This window comes from Bacillus paramycoides, assembly GCF_001884235.1.
In the GTDB taxonomy this organism is placed as follows: domain Bacteria; phylum Bacillota; class Bacilli; order Bacillales; family Bacillaceae_G; genus Bacillus_A; species Bacillus_A paramycoides.
Genome location: NZ_MAOI01000071.1, coordinates 81,344 through 97,026, shown reverse-complemented (window position 1 = coordinate 97,026; position 15,683 = coordinate 81,344). Strand labels below are relative to the sequence as shown.

The 15,683-nt window shown below is 35.4% G+C and carries 17 protein-coding genes; 4 read left to right on the top strand and 13 right to left on the bottom strand.

The genetic code is table 11. The features are described 5' to 3' along the window. Window positions 1-483: collagen-like protein (locus BAU28_RS29240; RefSeq protein WP_083594727.1), on the top strand; the 483-nt coding region annotated here is incomplete at its 5' end. 76 nt (window positions 484-559) lie between these two features. On the opposite strand, the gene hfq is transcribed toward BAU28_RS29240, so the two are convergent. Then, a complete protein-coding gene (gene hfq, locus BAU28_RS14870; RefSeq protein WP_000813896.1) occupies window positions 560-784 on the bottom strand; it encodes an RNA chaperone Hfq in 225 nt (74 codons plus the stop codon). A gap of 21 nt (window positions 785-805) precedes the next feature. Then, a complete protein-coding gene (gene miaA / locus BAU28_RS14865) occupies window positions 806-1,759 on the bottom strand; it encodes a tRNA (adenosine(37)-N6)-dimethylallyltransferase MiaA (protein ID WP_071718956.1) in 954 nt (317 codons plus the stop codon). Between the two features lie 182 nt (window positions 1,760-1,941). On the opposite strand from miaA, the gene BAU28_RS14860 reads away from it, so the two are divergent. Then, window positions 1,942-2,187, top strand: a complete 246-nt coding sequence (locus BAU28_RS14860; RefSeq protein WP_033719435.1) for a hypothetical protein — start codon at window positions 1,942-1,944, stop codon at window positions 2,185-2,187. Window positions 2,188-2,255: 68 nt separating this feature from the next. On the opposite strand, the gene entD is transcribed toward BAU28_RS14860, so the two are convergent. The 10 genes from entD to BAU28_RS14800 all read right to left on the bottom strand — a co-directional run bounded on the left by entD (window position 2,256) and on the right by BAU28_RS14800 (window position 13,743). Next, window positions 2,256-3,188 (bottom strand): cell wall-binding protein EntD, encoded by a 933-nt coding sequence (gene entD, locus BAU28_RS14855; protein WP_048371513.1) that lies wholly within the window; start codon window positions 3,186-3,188, stop codon window positions 2,256-2,258. A gap of 349 nt (window positions 3,189-3,537) precedes the next feature. Continuing rightward, window positions 3,538-5,394 (bottom strand): PTS fructose transporter subunit IIABC, encoded by a 1,857-nt coding sequence (locus BAU28_RS14850; protein WP_071718955.1) that lies wholly within the window; start codon window positions 5,392-5,394, stop codon window positions 3,538-3,540. A gap of 13 nt (window positions 5,395-5,407) precedes the next feature. Further along, entirely contained in the window at window positions 5,408-6,319 is a 912-nt protein-coding gene (gene pfkB, locus BAU28_RS14845; RefSeq protein ID WP_048371516.1) for a 1-phosphofructokinase, read from the bottom strand. Then, window positions 6,316-7,068, bottom strand: coding sequence for a DeoR/GlpR family DNA-binding transcription regulator (locus tag BAU28_RS14840; protein WP_071718954.1), 753 nt, complete (start codon window positions 7,066-7,068; stop codon window positions 6,316-6,318). The genes pfkB and BAU28_RS14840 overlap by 4 nt, the downstream gene beginning before the upstream one ends. A gap of 158 nt (window positions 7,069-7,226) precedes the next feature. After that, window positions 7,227-8,390, bottom strand: a complete 1,164-nt coding sequence (locus BAU28_RS14835; protein ID WP_071718952.1) for an iron-containing alcohol dehydrogenase — start codon at window positions 8,388-8,390, stop codon at window positions 7,227-7,229. Window positions 8,391-8,507: 117 nt separating this feature from the next. Then, entirely contained in the window at window positions 8,508-9,050 is a 543-nt protein-coding gene (locus BAU28_RS14830; RefSeq protein WP_002173006.1) for a DUF420 domain-containing protein, read from the bottom strand. Window positions 9,051-9,366: 316 nt separating this feature from the next. Continuing rightward, window positions 9,367-9,705, bottom strand: a complete 339-nt coding sequence (locus tag BAU28_RS14820; RefSeq protein WP_178939137.1) for a hypothetical protein — start codon at window positions 9,703-9,705, stop codon at window positions 9,367-9,369. A 133-nt stretch (window positions 9,706-9,838) separates the two neighbouring features. Next, window positions 9,839-11,233: a GABA permease gene (gene gabP, locus BAU28_RS14815; protein ID WP_071718951.1), complete on the bottom strand. Its 1,395-nt coding sequence runs from the start codon at window positions 11,231-11,233 to the stop codon at window positions 9,839-9,841. A gap of 276 nt (window positions 11,234-11,509) precedes the next feature. Further along, on the bottom strand, window positions 11,510-12,727 hold the full coding sequence (locus BAU28_RS14805) for an amidohydrolase (RefSeq protein ID WP_048371525.1): 1,218 nt from the start codon (window positions 12,725-12,727) through the stop codon (window positions 11,510-11,512). A gap of 122 nt (window positions 12,728-12,849) precedes the next feature. Further along, complete coding sequence (locus tag BAU28_RS14800; RefSeq protein ID WP_048371527.1) at window positions 12,850-13,743, bottom strand: metallophosphoesterase; 894 nt, start codon at window positions 13,741-13,743, stop codon at window positions 12,850-12,852. A gap of 199 nt (window positions 13,744-13,942) precedes the next feature. Here BAU28_RS14800 and BAU28_RS14795 point away from each other — a divergent pair, with 199 nt between their 5' ends. Both BAU28_RS14795 and BAU28_RS14790 read left to right on the top strand, forming a co-directional pair. Beyond that, window positions 13,943-14,758, top strand: a complete 816-nt coding sequence (locus BAU28_RS14795) for a formate/nitrite transporter family protein (protein ID WP_071718950.1) — start codon at window positions 13,943-13,945, stop codon at window positions 14,756-14,758. Window positions 14,759-14,899: 141 nt separating this feature from the next. Then, window positions 14,900-15,172: an HU family DNA-binding protein gene (locus BAU28_RS14790; protein ID WP_001043913.1), complete on the top strand. Its 273-nt coding sequence runs from the start codon at window positions 14,900-14,902 to the stop codon at window positions 15,170-15,172. Window positions 15,173-15,191: 19 nt separating this feature from the next. Here BAU28_RS14790 and BAU28_RS14785 read toward each other — a convergent pair whose 3' ends face one another. Next, complete coding sequence (locus BAU28_RS14785; protein ID WP_048371530.1) at window positions 15,192-15,671, bottom strand: GNAT family N-acetyltransferase; 480 nt, start codon at window positions 15,669-15,671, stop codon at window positions 15,192-15,194. Window positions 15,672-15,683: the final 12 nt, after the last annotated feature.

Sequence of the window (15,683 nt, the reverse complement as noted above, 5' to 3'; positions counted from 1 at the left end):
GGGGCTACTGGACCTCAAGGTATCACGGGTGCTACTGGCGCCACTGGACCTCAAGGTATCACGGGCGCTACCGGACCGACTGGACCAAACTTCCCAATCGCGACAATTGTTGTACAAAATAATATTCAACAAACTGTACTCCAATTTAATAACTTCATTTTCGGCACTGCAATTAATGTAAACAATATTATTTTTAAAGGCACAGACACAGTTACCGTCGTCAATGCTGGTATTTATGTAATTAGCGTCTCAATCTCTACAACTGCACCAGGCGGCGCCCCATTTGGTGTTGGAATTTCAATAAATGGTACAGTCGCAACAGATAATTTCTCCTCTAATTTAATAGGCGACTCGCTTTCCTTTACAACAATTGAAACTTTAGCAGCTGGCGCAAATATTTCTCTCCAATCTACTCTTAACGAGATTACGCTCCCTTCAACCGGAAACACTAACGTTCGACTTACTATATTTAGAATCGCTTAAATTTCACTATTTATTGTTTATGACAAATAAAAAAAGAGCGAGAAACTCGCTCTTTTTTGTTATGTACAATTCATTACTACTCTAATTCAATTGAAACATTTTTTTGAGGTACAAATGTAGAAATTGCATGTTTATAAATAAGCTGTTGCTTACCTTCTGTTTCCAGTAGGACTGTAAAGTTATCAAACCCTTTAATTAATCCACGAAGCTGAAAACCATTTAATAAGTACAGCGTAACGAACGTATTCTCTTTACGGAGTTGATTTAAAAACTGATCTTGAATATTGATTGATTGCTTCATGTCGAATCCTCCTCTTTTTCTCTACTTACTATTATTCGACTTTAGTTGTAGCTTTCCTTCTATGTATCGTAAAATTTCTGACGTTTTTTCACCATCAGTAACATCAAACCACGCGACATCCATTTTATTACGGAACCACGTTAATTGACGTTTTGCATAACGGCGTGAATTCGTCTTTAATTGTGATACCGCTTCTTCTAAAGAGACACGATTCTCAAAATAATCATATATCTCTTTATAACCAATCGCTTGAATAGATTGACACTCTCGCACTCCTCTTTCATGCAGACCTTTTACTTCCTCTAATAAACCTTGTTCAACCATTAGGTCAACACGTAAGTTAATGCGATCGTATAGCATTTCTCGATCCATTGTCAAGCCAATTAATGAAACATCGTACAGTAACTCATTTTCTTGTTTTTCGAGCTGGTTACTCTTTTTTTCACCCGTCGTGTGAAAAATTTCTAACGCCCGAATAACACGCCTTACATTATTTGCATGAATACGCTCCGCACTTTCTGGATCTACTTCTTGCAATTTTTTATGTACATATTCCACACCGCGTTCTAACGCTAACTTTTCCATCTGCTCTCGGTATATAGCATCCCCAGCCTCATCAGTAAACTGGTAATCGAATAAAACAGATTGTATATAAAGGCCAGTTCCACCAACAATAATCGGTAATTTCCCACGCTCTGTAATCTCTCGAATGTACTTACGAACACGTTCTTGAAATTCCGCCACAGAAAATGAATCTTCCGGATTTTTTATATCAATCATATAATGCGGAATTCCGTCCATCTCATCCGTCGTTACCTTTGCAGTCCCAATATCCATCGTACGATAAATTTGCATGGAATCACCACTAATAATCTCACCATTCAATGCTTTTGCAAGATCGATACTTAATTTCGTCTTTCCGACAGCAGTTGGCCCAATGATGACAGCAACTTTTTCACGTTGCACTTCTCCCATATAACTCAACTCTCTTTATGTAATATACTCCACCTAATCATTATACCCAATCTTACCAATTTTAATGGTGTGATTGCAAGTTCTTTGAATCCAGTACATGAAATTATATATAAAAAAAGAACATAGTTTGTCCAATTTTGCATATACATGATTAAAAATAGCTCGGAGAGGGTGCAATGACTATGAAACAAACCACTATCGATTTTTCATCATTAACAAAAGACCTCATTTTAGCTACTGCTACAAAAGAACAAAATTGTTCACAAGAAGAATTATACTTCGCCTTAAATTGTTTACTACGTTCCTTTCATTCTACCCTTCAAGAAACGACGTTACATCCAGAAAATAAAAATACAGAGTACATGCAAACTCAATTTTGCAGCGCGTATAAAATTATTACAGGTAAAACGGTTTATCCCTTTCAGTGAATCTCATATAAAAAAAGCGGCTACTTAGACATTTTCAAGCAGCCGTTTTTTATTTTAATACAGATAAATTATTGTATAACTTTCACTTTAACGGATTTACGACCCCAACTATCCGCATTACCATCTGAACCAACTAGAACATCAATACGGTTTCCTTTAATCGCGCCACCAGTATCTCCAGCAATTGCTTCTCCATACCCTTCTACCCACACTTTTGATCCAAGAGGGATTACTTTCGGATCAACAGCAATAACTTTCATGTTTGGATTCGCTGTTAAATCATGACCCATCGCAGTTAACACTCGACCACCATATGTACCATTTTCACTTGGATTAGCTGTGTACGCTGTCGCTTCTACTGTTATTTCACGACCACCAGCTGGTGCATTTGTTTCAGTAGATTTCGCCACTGATTTAGCTGTCGGCTTCGCTTGCGCTTCTGGTTTACTTGTTTCTTCACTCTTAGCAGGTGCTTTTCTGTTAACTGCCGTATCATTTTTAACCGCCGTTTTCACCTTAGTTGGCGCTTCAGCTTGAGCTGGAATTTCTTTTCTTTCAATAACAGGTGCTGTACCTGTTAAAAATGGTACGTGAACATATGCCGCTTTCCCACCATATTCGAATTGTAACCATTCGTTTTGCACTTGATTTGTCGTTTCAATCACGTCATCTTTTTTTAGCGTGCCAAGAATTTCTGAGTCAGTATTCGCTCCAGCACGAACGTTTAATACGTTTGCTGTTACATAATAAGTACTTTTCGTAAACTCAGCACTTACAAACGCTTCTTTACCGTCTAATTTAATTTTTGACCATCCGTTTTCTGTATTTATAACATCTAATTTATTTCCACTTAACATTTTACCTACAAGTTTTGATTCTACAGTTGGGGTTTCCCTAACGTTTAATACATCTGTCGTTACAATCGTTTCTGCTTTTGCAGAACCTACAAAAATCCCAAGACCAAAAACTGCTGCCGTTGCTATACCTAATAATTTTTTCATGAATAGCCTCCATTCGCTTTGTTTTCGTGTTCTCATTATAGCAACAGTTTTTTACGGAATTTCGAAAATCACAAAATTACAAAGCATTCGTAACAAACGATTAATGATTTGTAACATAAATTTCCATATTAAAGAATTGTATTTCTACCAAAATTATCAATAGTTTTCATATATTTCCCACATATTAGTATGAGAGTTTTTTTCCAGAAAAAATTACAATATTACTGTTTTGTTACAAAAAAATCGTTTTCCATTACATCTTTTACCAAAATCCATCATGATTCAATTATTAAACCACTTTTTTGTAATAAAAAAGGAACAGCTCCCGCTAGCTGTCCCTTTTTACCTTTTAATTAACTTTTTTCTTCCAAATCCCCATCATAAGAGCCGAAACAACTGCCCCTATTAATATAGAGAAAATATATAGCCAAGGTTTATTTACTAATGCGATGACAAAAAGTCCACCATGCGGTGCTGGCAATGTAATTTGAAATAACATAGATAAGGCACCTGCAATACTTGAACCAACAACACAACTTACAATTACTCGAACTGGATCTGCAGCTGCAAATGGAATCGCACCTTCTGTAATAAATGACGCTCCCATGATATAATTTGTTAAGCCAGATTTACGTTCTGCTTCTGTAAACTTCGTTTTGAAGATTGTAGTTGCTAGTGCGATTGCAAGTGGAGGTACCATACCACCAGCCATAACTGCTGAATGTACACCAAAGTTTCCTGCCGCAATTGCAGCGATACCGAATGTAAACGCCGCCTTATTAATTGGTCCCCCCATATCAATTGCCATCATACCACCTAAAATTAAACCTAATAGTATAGCATTTGTACCACCTAAACTATTTAACCAACTCGTTAACATTTCATTTAACGCAACTACAGGTGGATTGACTACTTTTAACATGATAACACCTGTAATTAATAACCCAAATACCGGATATAGCAAGACCGGTTTAATCCCTTCTAACTGCGCTGGCAAACCAGAAAATAGCTTTTTCAAACCGACAACAACATATCCTGCTAAGAAACCTGCAATTAATCCACCTAAAAATCCAGCATTCGCTTGTGCTGCTAAAAAGCCACCAACAACACCAGGCATAAAACCAGGACGATCAGCAATAGAGCTTGCAATAAATCCAGCTAAAATTGGAACAAGGAATAAGAAAGCTCCTTTTTCTCCACCACCAATAGCCATTAATATTTCAGCAATGGGACCTTTTGCCTTAATTCCACCGAACATAAATGCTAGTGCGATTAAAATCCCGCCACCAACAACGAATGGAAGCATATTACTTACACCGCTCATTAAATGCTTATAGATTCCTAACCCTTTTCCTTTCTCAACACTTTCTGCCTTCCCATTCTCTTTAACACCTTTAAAGATTGGCGCGTCCTGTTTTACAGCTCTATTAAGAAGGATTTCAGTTTTTCTAATACCATCAGCTACCGGCACTTGAATGACATGCTTCCCAGCGAAACGGTTCATTTCTACTTGTTTATCTGCAGCGACAATAATTGCTGTTGCACGATCGATATCCTCTTTCGTTAAACCGTTCTTTACACCTGTTGATCCATTCGTTTCAACTTTAATCGCAATCCCTAACTCTGCCGCTTTTGCTTTCAAACTATCAGCAGCCATATATGTGTGAGCGATACCAGTCGGACAAGCTGTAACAGCTAATACATATGGTTCATTCCCTTCTGGTTTTGCTACTTCAACTTCTTCTTCTTTTTCATTCTCTTTTTCATCAAATAAACGGAGAAGTTCATCTTCATCCTTTGCTTCTAATAATTGCTTGCGAAACCCTTCATCCATCAATAACGTAGAGAGACGAGATAACGTTTCTAAATGAGTATTATTCGCCCCTTCACTTGCAGCAATCATAAAAAACAAATGTGCGGGCTGTCCATCAAGCGATTCATAGTTGATACCGCTTACACTTCTGCCAAAACAAATCGCTGGTTGCTTAACTGCCTTCGTCTTCGCATGAGGTATTGCAATACCTTCACCAATTCCAGTTGTACTTTGTGACTCACGCTTTAAAATAGCTTCTTTAAATTCAGCCTTACTATTTAAACGATTTGCTCCGTTTAATTTCTCAACTAATTCATCTATGACAGCTTCTTTATTTGAAGCTGTCAAATTCATAATGACTGTATCCCTTTTTAATAGTTCTGTAATTTTCATATGTTGTTTCCCCCTATCGCTTTGTGACAATTACTTGCGACAATAATTCTTCTACTTTTTCCTTTGTACATAAATCTGCTGAAAATGCTGTTGCACTCCCTGTTGCAACACCATATTGAAATGCCTTTTCAATATCTTTTGTCTGTTCATATTTCCCTACAAATCCTGCAACAAGAGAATCCCCTGCTCCAACTGAGTTAATAACAATACCTTTCGGGACAGTCGCCTCATATATACCTTCTGCCGTAAATAATAAAGCTCCATCTCCGGCCATTGATACTATAACGTGCTCTACACCTTGTTCGATTAATTTTCTTCCATACGGTAAAATGTCTTCTACTGTTGAAAGCTCCACTCCAAATAACTCACCAAGTTCATGATGATTTGGCTTTATTAAAAATGGGTTATTTTTAATTACATGTTTTAACGCACTTCCACTTGCATCTGCTACTACACGAATACCTTTTTCTGCTCCAAACGCTGCGATTGATTCATAAAAGGTAGTTGGAATAGAAGCTGGTACACTTCCTGCTAGTACAACACAATCTCCAAGTTGCATACTTTCAATTTTTTTCATTAACTGCCCAAATTGCTCATTTGTCACAATAGGACCTTGTCCATTTAACTCTGTTTCTTCTTGTCCTTTTATTTTCACATTAATTCGTGAATCTCCGTCTACTTGTACGAAGTTTGTTGTTACACCTTCATCATGTAATACATTTTCAATAAATTGACCAGTAAATCCACCTGTAAAACCAAGCGCTACATTTTCAACACCTAAACGATGAAGAACACGAGAAACATTGATTCCTTTTCCTCCAGGAAACTTCATATCTTTCTCCGCTCGGTTTACTGTTCCTAAATCGAAAGAATTAACTTGTACTACGTAATCAATAGATGGGTTTAAAGTAACTGTATAGATCATTGTTTATCAGCCTCAATTACATTGGTTTGTCTTTTATATTTTTCTAAATCAATTTCTAAATAGTTTGTAATAATGTTTGCCTCTTCAACATTTGCAATTTTCGCAAACGCAACTTCTGAAAATTTACTTTCATCAATTAAGAAATACCCTTCGTTTGCTAATGTTAATGCCATTTGTTTCAAAAGTGCTTCTTCTGGATCTGGTGTTGTATACCCTAACTGTTCATGTACACCATTAGCTCCTAAAAAGCATTTATCAAAACGATATTTTTGCATACTTTCCTGTGCCATGGCACCAATTAAAGCTTTCGTCCTACTCTTCATCATTCCGCCTAGTAAATACGCCCGAATGTTATTTTCAACTAAAGCTTCAATATGCATAAGACCATTTGTAACGACAGTAACATCTTTATTTATTAAAAACGGAATCATTTCAAAAGTCGTACTTCCTGCATCTAAATAAATGCAATCACCTTGTTCAACACTGCTAGCGGCATACTTGGCAATTTGTTGTTTTATATGAATGTTTTTGGATGATTTTTCAACCATCGTTGGCTCTTGCCCTTTTCCAGTTAATATAGAGGCACCGCCATGAACTCTTTTTAATAACCTTTGTTTTTCCAATTGCGCTAAATCACGACGAATTGTCGATTCAGAGCTTTCCGTTCTTTCAACTAATTGCTGCAATTTAACAACTTTCTGTTCCTTTACAAGCTGTAGTATCATTTGATGACGTTCAGGAGTTAACATTTTATTCACCTCTCCTTTGATTACAGTATAATGAAAACGATCACAAAAATCAATCAAAATCAATCAAAAATAATCACTAACATTCAATTCCGTTAATAAACAATCAAAAAAGACCCTATTTGATACTCCGATCAAATAGGGTCTCACTCTCAAATTGCTTATAAAGAAGCTTTATAAATTTCAAGAACATCATCTTTATTTAATTTTTTAAAGTTACCGAATTCACCATAAGCCATCGCTTTATCCGCCATTAAGTCAATTTCATTTTCCCCAATGCCGTAATCTGCTAATGTTACTGGCGCTTCAATTGACGTCCAAAACTGGCGTAATGCTTCAATCCCCGCTATTGCAATTTCTTTATCTGTTTTCCCATCTGATTCTACATTGAACACACGAATAGCGAACTGTTTAAAACGATTCACATTCTCATCCACAACATGCTTCATCCAGTTCGGGAATAAAATCGCGAGGCCACCTCCATGTGGTATATCATGAACTGCAGAAACTGCATGCTCAATATTATGGGTTGCCCAATCTCCTCTTACTCCCATCGCTAAAATACCGTTTAACGCCATCGTTCCACAATATAGAATTGTTTCTCTGTGCTCATAACTTTCTAGATCATTTAAAAGCTTAGGAGCTGTTTCTATTACTGTTTTTAAAATCGATTCACAATACCGATCTTGTAGTTCTGTATTTGTTCCATGGTGGAAATATTGTTCTAATACGTGCGACATAATATCGACCATACCATAAATTGTTTGATTTCTCGGCACAGACGCAGTATGAACTGGATCTAAAATTGAAAACTGAGGGAATGTAACTGGACTGCCCCAGCCATACTTTTCATTTGTTGCCCAGTTTGTAATTACAGAGCCTGCATTCATTTCAGAACCTGTTGCCGCAAGAGTTAGAACAGTACCGAATGGCAACGCTTCGCTAGCAAATGCTTTTTTCGTTACAATATCCCATACATCTCCATCATATTTACTACCAGCAGCAATCGCTTTCGTACAGTCAATTACACTTCCTCCACCAACTGCTAAAATAAATTCAACTCCATTGTCTTTACAAATTTGAATCCCTTTCTTTACAGTTGATAAACGAGGATTCGGTTCAACACCTGTCAACTCAAACACTTCCGCATTTATATCTTTTAAAATAGAAATTACATTATCATAAATACCGTTTCTTTTAATACTTCCTCCTCCATATACGAGAAGAACTTTTTTACCGAACTGTGGAATTTCAGTTTTTAACTGCTCTAATTGTCCTTTACCAAAAATAAGTTTTGTTGGATTACGAAATACAAAATTTTGCATATTCTTATTTACCACCCTTCTATATTAAAAGCAACTATACTTTTGTATACCATATTTTTAAAATTTCACAAACAAATTTGCTTAACAAAAAAATCCCAGCCTCTAGGCTGAGATTTTTTATTGATAATAAGGTGAGATCATTAAGTAAACAATAACACCAGATAAGCTTACATATAACCAAATTGGCATCGTCCAACGTACAATTTTACGGTGACGTGTTAATTGATTCGTAAAACCAAATACAAGTGCGAACAATGCAAGTGGTACGATAATCGCTGCAAGGATAATATGTGTAATTAAAATGAAGAAATACACATATTTAATGAAACCTTCTCCTCCAAAATGCGTTGCTGGTGCCAAGTAATGATACGATAAATATGACACACAAAATAATAAAGTCGTTGTAAATGCTGCAAGAATAAAACCACGGTGCATTTTTACATTCTTTTTAATAATAGAGAATAAAGCTGCTAATAAAAATACAAACGTAAAACTATTAAAAATTGCATTTAACATTGGTAAGATAGTTACATCAAAATGTAATTCTCCTTCATATCCAACAGGTCCAAAGAACAAAAATAAAATAATCGCGTTTACAATTACAGAAAGCGTTATCACAATAGGAGCATAGCTTTTCTGATTTGTTGATTGATCTACCAAATTGGTCACTCCTCTTCTTTCAAATATGTATAATTAACCTCACTATTTTAACATATTATTCACGGTGTAAATGTGACAATACTTTGACACAGTAAGATTAAACAAAGAAAAAATCCTTCTTAACAATACTTCTTAAGAAGGATTTTATCGCTTTATTATTCAAATAGCAATGCGATTAGTTTTTGTTAAAAAACGTACTGCTATACGCTTGAAATATTTCAGACACCTGATATCCCATTAATGAAATTGCTGTTAATGAAAAGAAACCAATCATAAGAAATCGAAACCACATATAAATCTCCTCCTTGTATTTAGCTTAAAAAGCGTTGGCTATATAACAAGTTGGATGGCATTCTTCTTCGTCACTTTCCTTCTTCTTCACAATCGCCGTTATAAAACGAATCATAAAGAATATAACAAAAGGAATTTGTTCGTATTTTACATTGGCATAGTTTAGCAACGGCTCACGTTGCAAATCGAACGGGGATGAGAAGGAATAGAACATACCTTGCTCTTCCATATATACAATTACAATTTTCATGCAAAATAATATCCCAAGAAACGAAACAATATCTTGCCACTCTGTCGTATATAGCAGATTATACAGGTCTAATACGTACTCTTCCATCATCATCCCCCCTTCCTTTTTTACCATTTTGCTCTCCTTCATATAAAAAGTCAAGAAAAAAGTTCATTTCCACTATGCTAATAGTAATTACTTGTTTCTTTACTTATATATGAATCTTTTCTAGCAATGATTGGATGTAACTTTCTTTGAAAACAAGAAATTAGAATCGCACAGATTCTTCATTCCTATTTTTAGGACTCAAAGCTGAACTAGTTTTATTTCTATTAAAAATAAAATAAGAAACTATAATAAGAACTGTAACAATCATCGTTAAAATCGCTTGTGAACGTAAGGATTCAATTGCAAACATTGCAACTAAAACTGCTATAATAGCGGCAATTGTAACATACGTTAAGTACGGGAAAAGCCACATTTTCACTTTCAAATCTTCTTGTTCTACTTTCCCCATTTTTTTACGCATCTTTAAATGCGAAACTGCAATAACGAGATAAACTAGTAACGCAATCCCACCAGATGCATTCACCAAAAATAAAAAAACTTTATCTGGAGATATGTAGCTAAATACAACACCGATATAGGCGAAGAAAGTTCCAAATAAAACTGCCCGAACAGGAACACCACTACTGTTCAACTTTAAAAATGCCTTTGGAGCATCTCCTCTTTCTGCCATAGAAAATAGCATTCTTGAGTTCGTATATAAACCTGAATTCAAACATGAAAGTACAGCTGTTAAAACGATAAAATTCATAATCTGTGCTGCCGCTGGTATCCCTATATGTTCAAGTACCGCTACAAACGGACTTTTTAGTATGTTTGCTGAATTCCATGGAAGAAGCGTAACAACTACCGCTATAGATCCAATAAAAAATACAAGAATACGCCAAATCACGCTATTTGTTGCTGTTTTTACTGCTTTTACAGGTTCAGCAGACTCACCAGCCGCTACTGCTACGATTTCTGATCCCATAAATGAAAATATAACAACTGTAATACCAAGCAACACCGAACTTATACCATTTGGCATAAATCCACCTTGTCCAATTAAATTTGAAGTACCAGGTGCTTCCGTTCCTGGGACAAGTCCTAAAATAACAGCAAGTCCAAGAGAAAGGAACAAAACAATACTTATTACTTTAATAAAAGAAAACCAATATTCAAACTCTCCAAATGATTTCACCGAAAAAACATTCGTTAACGTTAATAATATTGTTAATATTAAGCTCAATAACCAAAGCGGGATTTGCGGAATCCAATATTGAATAATACCAGCACCTGCTGTCGCTTCTATCGCAATTACAATTACCCAGAAAAACCAATATAGCCATCCAATTGTATAACCCGCCCATGGACCAATTGCTTCTCGTGCATATGTTGCAAATGAACCACTTGTCGGGTTAATAGCTGCCATTTCCCCCAACATTCTCATGACGAAAACGACTAGAAGTCCCGCTAATGCATATGAAACGATAGAACCTGGTCCTGCAGAATGCACAACTGCACCACTTCCAACAAACAAACCAGCCCCTATTACGCCGCCAATTGAAATCATTGTAATGTGGCGTATTTTAAGGTCTTTCTTAAGATTTTTATCCAACTCTTGTACATCCCCTTCCAAACTTGTTTTTGAAATTTATGTAAGAGTATTATGCAAAAAAATCTTGTCCTACACTTTTAAATATATCAAAATATTCTGAATTTAACAATTATAATTCAACTTCCTACAGAAATTATTACATTAAGTTTAATAATTTTCTATACACAGCGGTTTAATGTCTTGGTCCATTAATTTTGATGCTATTCCCTCTCAAAAATAACAAAAGCAACAATAGGTTACTTTACATAACCTATTGTTGCTTTTTATTTATACAAATTACTTTGTCACATTCACATCTAAAGTTTTAAGAGATTCTTTTCCATCTCTTAAATAACTATTTACAAGAGTTAAAAGTAATTTTCCGCCAACCAACATCGCACGTTCATCAAAATCAAATTGAGGATGATGATGTGGATATGTTGCACCTATTTCTTCATTACCTGCACCTGTAAAGAAAAATGCTCCTGAAACATTTTCTAAGTAGTATGCAAAATCTTCACCACCCATAATCGGTGGCACTTCGATGACTCTGTCTCTTCCAAGATCACGTTCCGCAATCGCCATAAAATAATTCGTTTCTTCTAAATGATTTATTAATATTGGATAACCCCGTTTATATTGAATATTAACTTCAGCATGAAGAGACTGGCAAATCCCCTCAACAACTCGTTTAAATTCCTTCTCCATAAATTCTCTCACTTCAGGATCTAACGTCCGAATTGTTCCTGTAAATGTAGCAGTATCCGCAATAATATTATCCGCTTGACCAGCATGGAATGTACCAACTGTTAATACAGCAGATTGTAACGGATCTACTTTTCTACTAACTAATAGTTGCAACTGATTAATAACTTGTGTCGCAACGATAATGGCATCCACAGTATGATGTGGCATTCCTCCGTGACCACCTCGCCCTTGAATCTTCACTTCAAAACTATCCGCTGCTGCCATCATCGCCCCAGCCCTCGCACCTACAATTCCTAGGGGCATTTGAGAAGATAAATGTGTACCAAAAACAACATCTACTCCTTCTAAACAACCGTCCTCAATCATAGCAATTGCCCCGCCAGGTTCTTTCTCTTCTGCATGTTGATGAATAAGTACTATTTTTCCAGAAATCTGGTCTCGGTTATCACTTAATACTTTTGCAATTCCTAAAAGTGTTGCTGTATGTCCATCATGCCCACAAGCATGCATTACGCCAGGAACCTTTGATTTATATGAGACTTGTTTTTCATCTTGAATAGGTAGTGCATCAAAATCAGCACGTAACGCTATCGTCTTCCCAGGTCTTCTACCTTCAATTACGCCAATTACGCCTCTTCCACCTACATCTGTTTTCACATCAATATGAAAACTTTTTAAGATTTCAGCTATTTTTTTCGGTGTTTCTATTTCTTGAAACGATAGCTCTGGGTATTGATGAAAATCTCTTCGCCACGAAACCATTTGGTTATATAAACTTTCCAATTCTTTATGCCATGTTTCTATCATAGAAATTCCCCTTTCTTTTTAACACTTCAAATAAAAAGTACACAATATTCAGATTTTAATCAATAAAAAAAGAACTTTCTATTAAAAATTCTCTTTTTTTCAAACATGTTAAACGCCCTATTCTAATTACTATTTTTCTTCAATACAAAAACCGAAAGTTCCGGTACACTCCAAAACCTAACAGGCATTCTAGTCGTCCCAATACCTCGATTTACATATAAATGTAATGACTTACTCTTTCCTTCTAATTCATACATTCCTTCAACATACTTCTCAGCTAATTTTGTGGTAATTAAAGGGCCCGCAAAGGGAATTTGAACTTGTCCTCCGTGACTATGTCCTGACATTTGAAAATCAACTGGATAACGAGCTACTTTATCTACAACATCAGGCTCATGTACTAATAGCATATTGAAATCTTGTTGTCTTAAGTTTTTTAAAGTCGAGTCTATTTGTGGTTTCCCTAATAAGAAATCATCCAAACCTGATATTGTAATGTACTTGCCATTTTCCACTTTAATTTTCTGTACTTCATTTACTAAAACAGAAAAACCGGCTTCCTCCATGTACTTTTTGTAGAATAAACTACCGCCCCCACCTCTATCATGATTCCCAAACACAGCATACTTTCCGAGAGGAGCATGAATTCCCCTCAAAATTTCTTTCGCCTCTTCTCTTTCCGCATTATAGGTCCCAAACTTATCTATTAAATCCCCTGTAAAAACTACTATATCTGGACGTAACTCATTCATCTTTCCCACAAGATTATCTAGTTGTTTCAATGTAAACTCTGGTCCTAAATGTACATCTGAGAATTGCAATATCTTTTTATTGTTAAACTCTTTAGGAATCGTAGGAGATTCTATTTCATTCCATGTGACCGCTACTAATCTTCGTTCTATTTCTGTTGCATAGAAATACAAGCTAGCTGGAATAATTAATATACTTAATAAACTAATAATAAATTTCTTTAAAATTGATTTTTTTTGATTTTTTTTTACATGATGCGTATTCACGTTTTCACCTCTAGATGTAGTTTAAAACCTTTTTGTTACATTGATGTGACACCATGAAAAAATGTTAAGCTGCACTCGATTTTATCCCCATCTAAATTTGACAAATTTATACACATTTCATAACATGTTTTTATAATACATAGATTGTTAAAAATGTTTCTTCTATTCGTTCCATCACTTTATTACGGAGGGGTTATTCATGTCTGTATGTACACCAGAAGAGATTACTGAACTTGCTGCTAATTCCGGAAGAAAAAAAGCTCATTTATCATTACTCCCTATGCTAATTCTCGGATTTTTTGGTGGCGCTTTTATTGCATTAGGGTATTTACTCGATATTCATGTTATTGGGACAATGCCAAAATCTTGGGGATCATTTACTAGTTTTTTAGGTGCCGCTGTCTTCCCTATCGGTCTTATACTCGTTATTCTTGCGGGCGGTGAACTAGTAACCGGAAACATGATGACAGTTTCAATGGCTTGGCTTCATAAAAAAATCACCTTATTTCACTTAATACGAAATTTAGTTATTGTTACGTTTAGCAATTTCATCGGTGCTGTATTCGTTGCTTATTTTTTCGGCCATATTGTCGGATTAACGGAGGGGGCTTTTTTAGGGAAAACAGTGTCTATTGCACAAGCTAAACTACAAGATACGCCACTACAAGCATTCATATCTGCAATTGGATGTAATTGGCTCGTTTGTTTAGCTGTTTGGCTCAGTATGGGAAGTAAAGAATTTAGCGGAAAGATTATCGGTATTTGGTTTCCCGTTATGACTTTCGTTGCGATTGGGTTCCAACACGTTGTAGCTAATATGTTTGTCATCCCAGCCGCAATTTTTTCTGGTCATTTAACTTGGATTGAGTATTTTCCAAACTTCATTTTTGTTTTCTTCGGGAATTTAGTAGGGGGTATGTTATTTGTAGCATTACCGTATTTCATATCTTATAATAAGAAACTATCTTCCAATAAAGAACAAACTGAATTAAAGAACAAATCTGTATCCGCTTAAATTGAATGGCTATAAAGTGGTCCTAAAAAATATTACAAATTTCATTTTTTTCGTGAATATATCTACGTACACTTGTTCTCGGATGTTTTATACGTTATAATAACAACTTAAATAGCATTATTTACATATGAGGTGAAAAACATGAATAAAACAGAATTAATTAAAAGCGTAGCACAAAATGCTGAGATTTCTCAAAAAGAAGCTACTGTAGTTTTACAAACTGTAGTAGAATCAATCACTAACACTTTAGCTGCTGGTGAAAAAGTACAACTTATCGGATTCGGTACTTTCGAAGTTCGTGAAAGAGCTGCTCGTACAGGCCGTAACCCACAAACTGGTGAAGAAATGCAAATCGCAGCTTCTAAAGTACCTGCTTTCAAAGCTGGTAAAGAACTAAAAGAAGCTGTAAAATAATGAAAAATAGCCTTCTCATTTATGAGAAGGCTATTTTTTTCATTACATAATTAATAAAAATCTGACCATTATGCTGTTTATTTTGTTCCTTTATGCAAATAAAACCTTTGCTTTCAAAGAAGGGTTTTGCTGTAATACTCGCCTCTGTATATATATATCTATGCTGCAAGTTCACTGCTTCTTTTTCTAACTTCTGTAGTATGTAGGAAGCTATCCCTTTTCCTTGATAATCTTTATGCGTAAATAAGCGATCTACATAATGGTCCTCATTATAATCCCCAAATCCTACTATCACACCTTTATAATCTGCAACATAACAAATATTCTTTTCTAAAGATTGTAGCCAGCTTTCTCTTTCTAGTCTCTCTGGTGCCCAAGCATTTAACTGTAACGTATTATAATCTTTTGCATTAACCGTATGAACCGTTTCATAAAATAATTGTAATACTTGTTCTAAATCCTCTTTCTGGAATGTTCTAATTATAATATCTTTAAACATGTATAAATCTCC

Excerpts from the sequence above, each read along its gene's own strand:
- hfq (WP_000813896.1), bottom strand. The coding sequence starts at position 784 with ATGAAGCAATCAATCAATATTCAAGATCAGTTTTTAAATCAACTCCGT.
- miaA (WP_071718956.1), bottom strand. The coding sequence starts at position 1,759 with ATGGGAGAAGTGCAACGTGAAAAAGTTGCTGTCATCATTGGGCCAACT.
- BAU28_RS14860 (WP_033719435.1), top strand. The coding sequence starts at position 1,942 with ATGAAACAAACCACTATCGATTTTTCATCATTAACAAAAGACCTCATT.
- entD (WP_048371513.1), bottom strand. The coding sequence starts at position 3,188 with ATGAAAAAATTATTAGGTATAGCAACGGCAGCAGTTTTTGGTCTTGGG.
- BAU28_RS14850 (WP_071718955.1), bottom strand. The coding sequence starts at position 5,394 with ATGAAAATTACAGAACTATTAAAAAGGGATACAGTCATTATGAATTTG.
- pfkB (WP_048371516.1), bottom strand. The coding sequence starts at position 6,319 with ATGATCTATACAGTTACTTTAAACCCATCTATTGATTACGTAGTACAA.
- BAU28_RS14840 (WP_071718954.1), bottom strand. The coding sequence starts at position 7,068 with ATGTTAACTCCTGAACGTCATCAAATGATACTACAGCTTGTAAAGGAA.
- BAU28_RS14835 (WP_071718952.1), bottom strand. The coding sequence starts at position 8,390 with ATGCAAAATTTTGTATTTCGTAATCCAACAAAACTTATTTTTGGTAAA.
- BAU28_RS14820 (WP_178939137.1), bottom strand. The coding sequence starts at position 9,705 with ATGGTAAAAAAGGAAGGGGGGATGATGATGGAAGAGTACGTATTAGAC.
- BAU28_RS14805 (WP_048371525.1), bottom strand. The coding sequence starts at position 12,727 with ATGATAGAAACATGGCATAAAGAATTGGAAAGTTTATATAACCAAATG.
- BAU28_RS14795 (WP_071718950.1), top strand. The coding sequence starts at position 13,943 with ATGTCTGTATGTACACCAGAAGAGATTACTGAACTTGCTGCTAATTCC.
- BAU28_RS14790 (WP_001043913.1), top strand. The coding sequence starts at position 14,900 with ATGAATAAAACAGAATTAATTAAAAGCGTAGCACAAAATGCTGAGATT.
- BAU28_RS14785 (WP_048371530.1), bottom strand. The coding sequence starts at position 15,671 with ATGTTTAAAGATATTATAATTAGAACATTCCAGAAAGAGGATTTAGAA.